Source organism: Halomonas heilongjiangensis, assembly GCF_002879645.1.
Taxonomy (GTDB): Bacteria; Pseudomonadota; Gammaproteobacteria; order Pseudomonadales; family Halomonadaceae; genus Halomonas; species Halomonas heilongjiangensis.
In genome coordinates, this window is sequence record NZ_PNRE01000017.1 from 1 (window position 1) to 10,981 (window position 10,981).

At 69.6% G+C, this 10,981-nt stretch carries 11 protein-coding genes; 6 read left to right on the top strand and 5 right to left on the bottom strand.

Annotation, left to right across the window (positions count from 1 at the left end; genetic code table 11):
- Positions 1 to 114: 114 nt before the first annotated feature.
- A complete protein-coding gene (locus C1H66_RS03140; RefSeq protein ID WP_102626463.1) occupies positions 115 to 1,314 on the top strand; it encodes an IS4 family transposase in 1,200 nt (399 codons plus the stop codon).
- A 102-nt stretch (positions 1,315 to 1,416) separates the two neighbouring features.
- Here C1H66_RS03140 and aroE read toward each other — a convergent pair whose 3' ends face one another.
- The 5 genes from aroE to C1H66_RS03165 all read right to left on the bottom strand — a co-directional run bounded on the left by aroE (position 1,417) and on the right by C1H66_RS03165 (position 6,042).
- The gene (aroE, locus tag C1H66_RS03145) at positions 1,417 to 2,244 is read right to left on the bottom strand and encodes a shikimate dehydrogenase (protein ID WP_102626464.1); all 828 of its coding nucleotides are present in this window, start codon (positions 2,242 to 2,244) and stop codon (positions 1,417 to 1,419) included.
- A gap of 28 nt (positions 2,245 to 2,272) precedes the next feature.
- Positions 2,273 to 3,196, bottom strand: a complete 924-nt coding sequence (hemF, locus tag C1H66_RS03150) for an oxygen-dependent coproporphyrinogen oxidase (protein WP_102626465.1) — start codon at positions 3,194 to 3,196, stop codon at positions 2,273 to 2,275.
- A 47-nt stretch (positions 3,197 to 3,243) separates the two neighbouring features.
- Positions 3,244 to 3,801, bottom strand: a complete 558-nt coding sequence (tsaC, locus tag C1H66_RS03155; protein WP_102626466.1) for an L-threonylcarbamoyladenylate synthase type 1 TsaC — start codon at positions 3,799 to 3,801, stop codon at positions 3,244 to 3,246.
- Positions 3,802 to 3,864: 63 nt separating this feature from the next.
- Positions 3,865 to 4,977: a DNA-processing protein DprA gene (gene dprA / locus C1H66_RS03160; RefSeq protein WP_102626467.1), complete on the bottom strand. Its 1,113-nt coding sequence runs from the start codon at positions 4,975 to 4,977 to the stop codon at positions 3,865 to 3,867.
- A gap of 12 nt (positions 4,978 to 4,989) precedes the next feature.
- Positions 4,990 to 6,042, bottom strand: coding sequence for a LysM peptidoglycan-binding domain-containing protein (locus C1H66_RS03165; RefSeq protein ID WP_102626473.1), 1,053 nt, complete (start codon positions 6,040 to 6,042; stop codon positions 4,990 to 4,992).
- A gap of 224 nt (positions 6,043 to 6,266) precedes the next feature.
- On the opposite strand from C1H66_RS03165, the gene def reads away from it, so the two are divergent.
- The 5 genes from def (at position 6,267) to trkA (ending at position 10,981) form a co-directional block, all read left to right on the top strand.
- Positions 6,267 to 6,779, top strand: a complete 513-nt coding sequence (gene def, locus C1H66_RS03170; protein WP_102626468.1) for a peptide deformylase — start codon at positions 6,267 to 6,269, stop codon at positions 6,777 to 6,779.
- A 126-nt stretch (positions 6,780 to 6,905) separates the two neighbouring features.
- Positions 6,906 to 7,895 carry a methionyl-tRNA formyltransferase gene (gene fmt, locus C1H66_RS03175; protein WP_102626469.1) on the top strand — a complete coding sequence of 330 codons (990 nt, stop codon included), beginning with the start codon at positions 6,906 to 6,908 and terminating at the stop codon, positions 7,893 to 7,895.
- Positions 7,892 to 9,253, top strand: coding sequence for a 16S rRNA (cytosine(967)-C(5))-methyltransferase RsmB (rsmB, locus tag C1H66_RS03180; RefSeq protein ID WP_102626470.1), 1,362 nt, complete (start codon positions 7,892 to 7,894; stop codon positions 9,251 to 9,253). Before fmt ends, rsmB begins: the two co-directional genes overlap by 4 nt.
- Positions 9,254 to 9,290: 37 nt before the next feature.
- Positions 9,291 to 9,497: a dodecin gene (locus C1H66_RS03185; protein WP_102626471.1), complete on the top strand. Its 207-nt coding sequence runs from the start codon at positions 9,291 to 9,293 to the stop codon at positions 9,495 to 9,497.
- A gap of 110 nt (positions 9,498 to 9,607) precedes the next feature.
- Positions 9,608 to 10,981, top strand: a complete 1,374-nt coding sequence (gene trkA, locus C1H66_RS03190; protein WP_102626472.1) for a Trk system potassium transporter TrkA — start codon at positions 9,608 to 9,610, stop codon at positions 10,979 to 10,981.

Here is a 10,981-nt window from a genome sequence, read left to right on the forward strand (position 1 = left end):
GACCCTGGGGGATCCCCAGGAAATGAATAGCTAAATCAGCATATTAGGATTGAAAAAAGTCTGCATGGGCAGGCATGTTGTTAATCGCCAAAGAAACAATATGCCGAGGTGCCCATGCAGACGCTCCGATTCTTGCACAAGATCCTGGCGGCTTCAGCCCCTGTGGTGCATGCCCTGCGCTTAGAGGCCGTGTTGGCTGCGGTACAGGCACTGATCGACGGCCAGCACCTGGGCCTGACGGCCTTAGGCCGCCATCTGCCCGGTGACACGGCGCCCAAGCACGCCATCAAGCGCATCGACCGCCTGCTCGGGAACCCTCACCTGCAGCAGGAGCGACCACTCTTCTATTGGCAAGTGACGCGGCTTCTCGTCGGCAATACCCCGCATCCGCGCCTCCTGGTGGACTGGTCGCCGATCGATGATCGGGGGCACTACTTTGTGCTGCGCGCCGCGCTTCCTTTCGCCGGCCGGTCCTTCCCGATCTACGAGAAAGTCCATCACAAGGACGCCTGCCCGGTCTGCCAGCGCCATCTGCTGGACATGATCGCCGAGCTGTTGCCGGAGGGTGCCCAGCCCATTCTGGTCACCGATGCCGGCTTCAAGGGGCCCTGGTTCCGGGAGGTGGAACAGCGTGGTTGGTATTACGTCGGCCGCTTGCGGCGACCGACGCACCTCCGGTTGTCAGGCGAGGAGTGGGCGCCCGTCGCGGAGCTGTTCGCGGGGGCTCGGCGCACCCCAGACGCCTTGGGCGAGGCTGAGCTCGTCAAGAAATCCCCACTGTCCACCCGGGCCTACCGCGTCCGTCACGCCGCCAAGGGACGACGCCACCTCACCAAACAGGGTAAGCCATCACGCGCCAAGCGCAGCCGTAAGGCCGCGAAAGGCCATCGCGAACCCTGGGTGCTGGTCAGTAACCTGCCACCATCGGTTACGAGTGCCAAGAAAGTGGTGGCGATCTATCGCCAGCGGATGCAGATCGAAGAGGGCTTTCGTGACGTGAAGAGCCCGCTGTTCGGCCTGGGCTTCGGGATGCACCAGACGCGCAGCGCGCGTCGCATCGAGATTCTGCTGCTCATCGCCATGCTGGCCAGCCTGGTGCTGGTCGCCATTGGCCTGAAGACTCAGCAGGAGGGGCGGGCCCAGCAGTTCCAGAGCAACAGCCTGCAGGCACGATCGGTCTTGTCGGTTTGGCGGCTGGGGCGGGAGGCATTGAGGTACTCCCCAAACCGACTGTCACGATGTCGGCCGGATAGGCTGACGGCGTTCCTCCGGCACGAAGTCATTGCACAGCATGGAGGTGCCAGTGGGATGTAAAAACCTGGGGATCCCCCAGGGTCTGACCCCATAGGGGCGGGCCTCGGCGCCTTTATTCGGCGAAGATGCCCGGGGAGCTGACGCCACATCAAGTGACGTTGATCACAGCGCCCGGCGCAGCGCCTCGAGCACCGGGTCGGTGTCGGGGCGCCTGTGGCGCCACAGGAAGAAGGACTCGGCGGCCTGCTCCACCAGCATGCCCAGGCCATCGACGCCGCGGGCACCACGCTCGGCGGCCCACTGCAGGAACACCGTGGGCTCGGCGCCGTACATCATGTCGTAGGCGGTGGCGCCGTCGGCAAACAGGTCGTCGGGCAGCGGCGGCAGGTCGCCGGCGAGGCTGGCGCTGGTGCCGTTGATCACCACGTCGAAGGGCCCCGAGATGGCATCGAAGCCACCGCCGCGGATCTCGCCCAGGTCGGCGAAGTCCGCCGCCAGGGCCTCGGCCTTCTCGGCGGTGCGGTTGGCGACGACCAGGCTGGCCGGGGCCGCCGCGAGCAGCGGCTCGAGCACGCCGCGCACCGCCCCGCCGGCGCCCAGCACCAGGAGGCGCGCGCCGGCGAGCGTGACGCCGTGGCGCTCGAGGTCCCGCACCAGGCCGACGCCGTCGGTGGTGTCGCCATAGACCTTCAAATCGTTGCTCTGGCCGTTGCCGCCGAGGATCAAGGTATTCACCGCCCCGGCCCGCAGGGCGCGCGGGCTCAGCACCTCGCACAGGCGAAACGCCTCCTCCTTGAACGGCACGGTGACGTTGGCGCCACGGCCACCCGCCGCGATGAAGGCACGCCAGGCGCCGGCGAAGTCGTCCAGGGGCGCCTCGATGGCGGTGTAGTCGATGGCCTCACCGGTCTGGTCGGCGAAGGCCGCATGGATGGCCGGTGACTTCGAGTGGCCAACGGGATGGCCGAATACACAGTAGCGGTCGGTCACGAGATCTCCTTGGTGTCTCGGGAAGCGTCTAGTTGGCCCCTTCCCCCAGCCAGTCGCGGGGGCGCAGATAGTCGCGATAGAGCAGGGCCTCGGGGCTGTCGGGCTCGGGGTTCCAGCCGTACTCCCAGCGCGCCAGGGGCGGCATCGACATCAGGATCGACTCGGTGCGTCCGCCGCTCTGCAGACCGAACAGGGTGCCGCGGTCCCACACCAGGTTGAACTCCACGTAGCGCCCGCGGCGGTAGAGCTGGAAGTCGCGCTCGCGCGCCCCCCAGGGGGTATCGCGGCGGCGACGCACGATGGGCAGGTAGGCCCCCAGGAAGGCGTCGCCCACGGCACGCTGGAAGGCGAAGCACTTCTCGAACCCCCAGTCGTTGAGGTCGTCGAAGAACAGGCCACCGACACCGCGGGTCTCGTCGCGATGCTTGAGAAGGAAGTAGTCGTCGCACCACGCCTTGAAGCGCGGGTAGACGTCGTCGCCGAAGGGCGCACAGGCGTCGCGGGCGACCCGGTGCCAGTGCAGCACGTCGTCATGCACCGGATAGAAGGGCGTCAGGTCGAAGCCGCCGCCGAACCACCATACCGGGGCCTCGCCCGCCTTCTCGGCGATGAAGAAGCGCACGTTGCCGTGGCTGGTCGGCACATGGGGGTTCTCGGGGTGCAGCACCCAGGAGACCCCCACCGCATGGAAGCTGCGCCCGGCCAGCTCCGGCCGGGCCGCGGTGGCGGACGGCGGCAGCCGCTCGCCGAAGACATGGGAGAAGTTGACGCCGCCCTTCTCGAACAGGCTCCCGTGCTCGATCACCCGGGAGCGACCACCGCCTCCCTCCTCTCGCACCCAGGCATCCTCGCGAAACCCCGGGCCGCCATCCTCCGCGGCCAGATCGGCACAGAGACGATCCTGGAGGTCGAGCAGGTAGCGCTTGACGGCATCGAGGTGAGCGTGGGCCACGGGGCCTCCTGAAGGCAGGGATAGGAAGGGGATCGGTGGCTCCCGGGTCAGGAGCGCAAGACTCGGCCGGTGATCAGGTCGCGGATGGTACTGGGGCGTTCGAGGCCACCGAGTTCCCCCTCGACCAGGGCATCCAGCTGGTCGCCGAAGATGGTACGCACCGCGTCGGCACTCATCGCCGGGGGCTCGCTGGCCTTGTTGGCCGAGGTCGAGACGATCGGCTTGCCGAAGGCCGTGCAGAGCTCCACCACCAGGGGATGAGCGCTGACCCGCAGCGCCACCCGATCATGACCGCCGCGCAGCAGCGCATGGGAGCGACCGTTGTCGGGCACCAGCCAGGTGTGGGGGCCGGGCCAGCTGGCCACCAGGGACGCCTGGAGCTCGAGCGGCACGCCCTCGAGCCAGGGCGCGAACTGCCCGATGTTCGCCGCCACCAGGATCATGCCCTTGGCCGGGTCGCGCTGCTTGAGGCGCAGCAGGCGGGCCAGCGCCTCGTCATTGTCGGGATCGCAGCCGAGCCCCCAGACCGCTTCGGTGGGATAGGCGATCACACCGCCGGCGCGCAGCGTGGCAACGGTGGTCTCGAGCGTACTGGCTTCGGTCATGGAACTCCTCGGATGGAAACGATCGACGTGGCGACGACGCCCCGATGCCGGGCTCCTATGCTATCACGCTCCCGGTGGCGACGGCAGGCGCACCCAGCCCCCGACCGCCTGGGTGGCGCGTCCCTCCAGCTCGAGCTCGAGCAGGCGGCGCTGGCACTCGGCGATGCCCAGGCCGGAGAGTCCCACCAGGGCATCCACCGGGGTCGGGGATCCACTCAGCCAGCGCAGCAGGGGGTCGGCCGACGACGATGCCCCCTCGCCGGTCGATACCGATGGCGGTGCCGCCGCGTCGGGACCGGGCAGCGCACGCCACTGGGTGAGTTCGGCGAGGATATCGTCGATATCGCGGACCAGCACGGCGCCGTCGCGGATCAGTTGCAGGTTGCCCCGGGCCTGGGGGTTGTGGATCGATCCCGGCAGCACGAAGACCTCGCGGCCCTGTTCGGTGGCCAGGCGGGCACTGACCAGCGACCCGCTCTTCTCGGCGGCTTCCACCACCAGCACGCCCAGCGAGAGCCCGGTGACGATGCGGTTACGCCGCGGGAAGAAGCCGGGCCGCGCCCGGGTACCGGGCGGATGTTCGGAGAGCAGCAGCCCGCCGGGCGCCTGCAGGCGGCGATAGAGACGGTGATGGCGGGGCGGATAGACCAGGTCGACGCCGCAGCCGAGCACCGCCACGCTGCGCCCGCCGGCCTCCAGGGCGGCCTGCTGGGCGGCGCCGTCGACGCCCAGCGCCATGCCGCTGACCACGCACCAGCCACGGCCGGCCAGCTCCCGGGCGAAGGCCGAGGCATTGCCGAGGCCCTCCCGGGTGGGGCGACGGGTACCGACCACGGCGAGTCGCGGCGGCGACAGTGCCGCGAGGTCCCCCAGCGCCCAGAGCACCGGGGGTGGATCGGCGATCTGGCCGAGCAGGTCGGGCCAGGCAGGATGACCGACATGCAGCAGGTGACGGGCGGGATCGGCGGCGAGCCAGGCCTGATCGGCCTCGAGCAGCGTGGCGATGGGGCTGCGGGCGGGGTGCTCGAGCCACAGCCGCAGGGCGGTGGCTGCCTCGCCGGGCAGCGTGGCCAGCCACCCCTGGGGCCAGGCCGGCGAGCGCGCGGCGATCGTCGCCAGCTGCCGGCTACCGACGCCCGGCAGGCGGGACAGCACCAGCCACTCCCTGGCCTGCATCATCCGCATCCCTCAGCGCAGGGCGGTGCCCAGGGCGCGGCGCGGGTTGTGCACCCGGTCGCCCACGGACAGGGTACGGGTGGCCTGCATCACCAGGCCGTAGCTCATCTTCTCGTAGGGCCGGAAGACCATCACCAGGCCGGCCTCCTCGCCGGGCAGGCGCAACGCCTCATTGGTACGCGGGTCGCTGACCAGTTCGCCCTGCTGCTCGACCATCAGCACGTGGCCCGGCTCCAGGCCGTCGCGACGGCCACGGTCCAGGGCCACCACCTGCAGGCGGCCGATGAAGCGCACGCCGCCCGGCACCGCCAGGATGCGGCCATCGACCTCGCCGTCGGGTGGCCGGGGATAGAACTGGGTGATCAGCTCGCGGCTCTCCAGCGGCAGCACGATGTCGTCGTTGCGCACCTCCTGGCGGGACGACGTGACCTCCAGCACCACGATATCGTCCTCGCTGCGTTCGCGCCGGGCCTGGCCCACGTGCTCGAGCTCGAGGCCCAGCAGCTCACCGGACGTCGCGTCCTGATAGCGCTCGCCGACGCGGTAGAGGCCGACCCGGGCGTTGCCCTCCAGGTGGCCCCGGGCATAGAGGCGATCACCGGCACCGCTGACCAGCCGGTGGTCGTCGGCGCCGACCACGTAGGCCAGCTCGTCGAGATCGTCCGGGTCGTCGATGACGCGGTGCTCGCGCAGGAAGTGCTGGATCGCCTCCAGGGGGATCGGCTCGATCGCCTCGCGATGCGGCGTGGTGCGGACCCCCGGCGACAGCCGCACCTCGCCCTGGCCACGCTCCAGGCCGAGGCAGGGGCGACCGTTGCAGTCATAGAGGTAGACGACGTCACCAGGGTAGATCAGGTGCGGATTGCGAATCTGCGGATTGACCTGCCACACCTCGGGCCACTGCCAGGGATGGCGCAGGAAACGACCGGAGATGCCCCAGAGGGTATCGCCCCGCACCACCGTGTAGCGCTCCGGCGCATCCCGCTGCAGGCTCTCCTCCCAGCTCAGCCCTTGCGCCTGGGCGGCACCCGTGCCCGCCACCAGCGCCGTGGCCAGGAGCACCATCACCTGCCCCAGGTGACCCAGCCTGTGCCGCACACCCCCCCTCGTCTGCCTCATCCCTGTCGCCCCCTGCGTTGCGCGCGTCACGCCTGACATCCTGGAACGATGTTGGCATGATATAGTCATAATTTATCGATGCGATGCGCGGCGAGCGGTTTCGCCACCGCTCGCCCGCTTCTAGAATAGTGTCATTCCCTGAATGACAGCATAACGGTGATTCCAACGCCATGGCCAAATTACCCATCCTCGAATTTCCCGACGAACGCCTGCGCACGAAGGCGGCGCCGGTCGAGGCGGTCGACGACGAGGTGCGTCGACTGGTCGACGACATGCTCGAGACCATGTACGAGGCCCGCGGCATCGGGCTCGCCGCCACCCAGGTGGACGTCCATCGCCGGGTGATCGTCATGGATGTCAGCGACACCCAGGCCAGCCCGCTGGTGCTGATCAACCCGAGCTATACGCCCATCGGCGACGAGCGTGACCTGATGCAGGAGGGGTGCCTGTCGATCCCCGAGTACTACGCCGAGGTGCCCCGCGCCCTGAAGGTTCACCTGAAGGCGCTGGATCGCGACGGCACCCCCTACGAACTCGAGGCCGAGGGTCTGCTGGCCCACTGCATCCAACACGAGCACGACCACCTCGAGGGCGTGCTGTTCGTCGACTACCTCTCGCCGCTCAAGCGCGACCGGGTGCTGAAGAAGATGCAGAAGCGCCACAAGCAGATGCAACCTGCCTGACCCTCGGGCCCTGCGCCGTGCACTGCATCGCCAGCGAAGGCCGACGCCAGGTGCGCCGGCCTTCGTCGTTTCGGGTCGGCTCCGTTATCATGGGAGGCATCGCCCACTGGCAAGGCCTCCGAGATCATGTCCCGACCCCTGCGCGTCATCTTCGCCGGCACGCCCGACTTCGCCGCCGAGAGCCTGGCGGCGCTGCTGGCCAGCCGCCACCAGATCATCGCCGTCTATACCCAGCCCGACCGACCGGCCGGACGCGGACGCAGATTGACCCCGAGCCCGGTCAAGACCCTGGCGATCGAACACGGCCTGCCGGTCCATCAGCCCGAGACCCTCAAGACCCCGGACGTCCAGGCCGAACTCGCGGCCCTGGACGCCGACCTGATGGTGGTGGTGGCCTACGGCCTGATCCTGCCCCGGGCGATACTCGACACGCCCCGGCAGGGCTGCCTCAACGTCCATGCCTCGCTGCTGCCGCGCTGGCGCGGTGCCGCGCCCATCCAGCGCGCCATCGAGGCCGGTGACAGCGAGAGCGGGGTGACCATCATGCAGATGGACGCGGGCCTGGACACCGGCGACATGCTGCTGGTCCGTCGCACACCGATCACCGCCACCACCACCGGTGGCGAACTCCACGACACCCTGGCGGCGCTCGGCGGCGAGGCCATCGTGGCGGCACTGGATGCCCTGGCCGACGGCGGGCTGAGCGCCACGCCGCAACCCGGGGAGGGCGTCACCTATGCCGCCAAGCTCTCCAAGGCCGAGGCCGAGCTGGACTTCCGCCGTCCGGCCTCCGAACTGGCGGCCCGGATCCGCGCCTTCAATCCCTGGCCGGTGGCCTGGTGTGCCCTGGGTGACGAGCGCCTGCGACTGCTGATGGCCGAGATCGGCGTGCCGCATGACGCTGAGACGCCGGCCACACCGGGCACCCTGCTCGTCCAGGATGGCGGGGCCCTGCGCATCGCCTGTGGCGAACGGGGGGACCAGGTACTGAGGGTGACACGCGCCCAGCTGCCCGGCGGCAAGCCGCTGGCGGTGCACGAACTGCTCAAGGCGCGGGCCGAGCGCTTTCCCCCCGGCCTGGTCCTGGGCCGTTTCAACGAGGAGACCCCGCGATGAGCGCCGGAACACCGGACAACCGCCGAGGCCAGCCCCGCGGCCTCCACAACGACGGGGGCCTCGCCTTGCGTGCCGCCGCCGCCCGCGCCCTGGTCCCGGTGATCACCGGCAAGGGTTCGCTGACCAACCTCGACGACCACCAGGTGGTGGCCCGCGATCGCGCGCTGTTCAAGGCCCTCTGCTACGGAGCCTGCCGCACCCTGCCACGGCTCGAGGCGCTGGCCGACAAGCTGCTGGTGAAGCCCTTCAAGGCCCGCGATGCCGACGTGCAGGCGCTGTTGCTGATCGGCATCCACCAGCTGCTCTACATGCGCATTCCGAGCCACGCCGCCGTGGGCGAGACCGCCGGCGCCGCCCGCTTGCTCGACAAGGAGTGGGCCACCCGGGTGATCAACGGCTGCCTGCGCCGGCTCACGCGGGAAGCCACGGCGCTGCAGGCCGAGGTCGATCACGACCCGGCGGTGGCGCTGCTGCACCCACGCTGGCTGCTCAAGGCCCTGCGCCAGGCCTGGCCCGACGACTGGCGCACCATCTGCGAGGCCAACAACACGCCGGGCCCCATGACGCTGCGGGTCAACCGTCGCCACGGCGACCGCGAGGCCTATCTCGACCGGCTCGACGGCGCCGGCCTCGACGCCCGGCTCTGCCTGCACGCCCCGGACGGGGTGACCCTCGATACCCCCTGCGACGTCCACGTCCTGCCAGGCTTCGAGGCGGGACACGTCAGCGTCCAGGACGAGGCCGCCCAGCTCTCCGCGGTGCTGCTCGGCCCGGTGCTGGCGCCGCGGCCCGGCGCCCGGGTACTGGATGCCTGCTGCGCGCCGGGCGGAAAGACCTCCCATCTGCTGGAGCTGTTCGACATCGAGCTCCACGCGGTGGACAGCGACGCCGTGCGCCTGGCCCGGGTCGAGGATGCCCTGACCCGGCTCGGCCTCGCCGCCACCCTGACCCACGGTGACGCCACGCAGCGGGACTGGTGGGACGGCACCCCCTTCGACGCCATCCTGCTCGATGCCCCCTGCTCCGGCAGCGGCGTGATCCGTCGCCACCCGGACATCAAGCGCCTGCGTCGCCCCTCGGACATCCCCAAGCTGGCCGAGCTGCAGGCACGACTGCTCGACAATCTCTGGCCCCTGCTGCGTCCCGGGGGCACCCTGCTCTACGCCACCTGCTCGGTGCTTCCCGAGGAGAACGCCGAGCAGCTCCAGGCGTTCCTGGCGCGTACCCCGGACGCCACCCCCACCACCCCTCACGATGTGGCCTGGGGCCGCCCCGCCGGTGCCGGCCGCCAGCTGCTGCCGGCAACCGACAGCCACGACGGCTTCTTCTATGCCAGACTGGTGAGGCAGGCGAGCTGAAGCCCGCCGCTACATGTACCGATCCAGGGGATCCACCATGAGCCACCATACCTACAAGCACATCGAACTCACCGGAACCTCCCAACAGGGCCTCGAGGAGGCCATCAACAGCGCCATCGCCAAGGCCTCTGAGAGCCTTCACGGCATGCGCTGGTTCGAGGTCACCGAGACCCGCGGGCATATCGAGCACGGGCGCGTCGCCCACTGGCAGGTCACGCTCAAGATCGGCTTCACCCTCGACTGACCCCCGGATTCCGGGTCGCCCCTGTTCCCTGCACGGCGCCTGGTTTATGCTGACGCCCCTGTTGCGGCGCACAAGATGCACCGCCGGGAACTGTTGCGGACACGACAACAATGAAGATCATCATTCTCGGCGCCGGCCAGGTCGGCGGCACCCTGGCCGAACACCTGGCCCGCGAGGAGAACGACATCACCGTGGTGGACACCGACGGCGAACGGCTGCGCGAGCTGCACACCCGGCTCGACATCCGCACCGTGGTCGGCCCCGGCTCCTACCCCATGGTGCTGCGCCAGGCCGGCTGCGAGGACGCCGACATGCTGATCGCGGTGACCAGCCAGGACGAGGTCAACATGATCGCCTGCCAGGTCGCCCACACCCTGTTCCGCACCCCGACCAAGATCGCCCGGGTGCGCGCCACCGCCTACCTGACCCGCAAGGGGCTGTTCGCCCACGAGGCGGTGCCGATCGACGTGCTGATCAGCCCCGAGCAGGTGGTCACCGACCACATCCGCCGGCTGATCGAGCACCCCGGCGCGCTGCAGGTGCTGGAGTTCGCCGGCGGCCTGGCCCAGCTGGTCGCGGTGAAGGCGGTCTACGGCGGCCCGCTGGTCGGCCAGGATCTCGGCTTCCTGCGCCGCCACATGCCCAGCGTCGACACCCGGGTGGCCGCCATCTACCGCCGCAACCGGCCGATCATCCCGCGCGGCGATACGGTGATCGAGGCCGACGACGAGGTGTTCTTCATCGCCGCCCGGCGCGACATCCGCGCGGTGATGAGCGAGCTGCGGCGCCTCGACCGCGACTTCCGCCGGGTGATGATCGCCGGCGGCGGCAACATCGGCGAGCGCCTCGCCGAGCACCTCGAGCACAGCCACCAGGTCAAGATCATCGAGCACGGCCTCGAGCGCTGCACCCAGCTCTCCGAACGCCTCGACCGCACCGTGGTGCTGCACGGCAGCGCCACCAGCAAGCGGCTGCTGGAGGAGGAGAACATCGAGGACTGCGACATCTTCTGCGCGCTGACCAACGACGACGAGGTCAACATCATGTCGTCGATGCTGGCCAAGCGCATGGGCGCCAAGAAGGTGCTGACGCTGATCAACAACGCCGCCTACGTCGACCTGGTGCAGGGCGGCGAGATCGACATCGCCATCTCGCCGCAGCAGGCGACCATCGGCAGCCTGCTGACCCACGTGCGGCGCGGCGACATCGTCAACGTGCACTCGCTGCGGCGCGGCGCCGCCGAGGCGATCGAGGCGATCGCCCACGGCGACACCCAGTCGTCGAAGGTGGTGGGGCGGGCGATCGGCGAGATCGATCTGCCGCGAGGCACCACCATCGGCGCCATCGTGCGCGGCAAGGAGGTGCTGATCGCCCACGACGACGTGGTGGTAGAGTCCGGCGACCACGTGATCCTGTTCGTGATCGACAAGCGCCGCCTGCGCGACGTGGAGCGGCTGTTCCAGGTCGGCCTGACCTTCTTCTGA

Bases quoted from the DNA above. Each gene is read 5' to 3' on its own strand.
- dprA (WP_102626467.1), bottom strand. From the start codon at position 4,977: ATGCAGGCCAGGGAGTGGCTGGTGCTGTCCCGCCTGCCGGGCGTCGGT.
- C1H66_RS03140 (WP_102626463.1), top strand. From the start codon at position 115: ATGCAGACGCTCCGATTCTTGCACAAGATCCTGGCGGCTTCAGCCCCT.
- fmt (WP_102626469.1), top strand. From the start codon at position 6,906: ATGTCCCGACCCCTGCGCGTCATCTTCGCCGGCACGCCCGACTTCGCC.
- trkA (WP_102626472.1), top strand. From the start codon at position 9,608: ATGAAGATCATCATTCTCGGCGCCGGCCAGGTCGGCGGCACCCTGGCC.
- C1H66_RS03165 (WP_102626473.1), bottom strand. From the start codon at position 6,042: ATGGTGCTCCTGGCCACGGCGCTGGTGGCGGGCACGGGTGCCGCCCAG.
- C1H66_RS03185 (WP_102626471.1), top strand. From the start codon at position 9,291: ATGAGCCACCATACCTACAAGCACATCGAACTCACCGGAACCTCCCAA.
- rsmB (WP_102626470.1), top strand. From the start codon at position 7,892: ATGAGCGCCGGAACACCGGACAACCGCCGAGGCCAGCCCCGCGGCCTC.
- def (WP_102626468.1), top strand. From the start codon at position 6,267: ATGGCCAAATTACCCATCCTCGAATTTCCCGACGAACGCCTGCGCACG.
- tsaC (WP_102626466.1), bottom strand. From the start codon at position 3,801: ATGACCGAAGCCAGTACGCTCGAGACCACCGTTGCCACGCTGCGCGCC.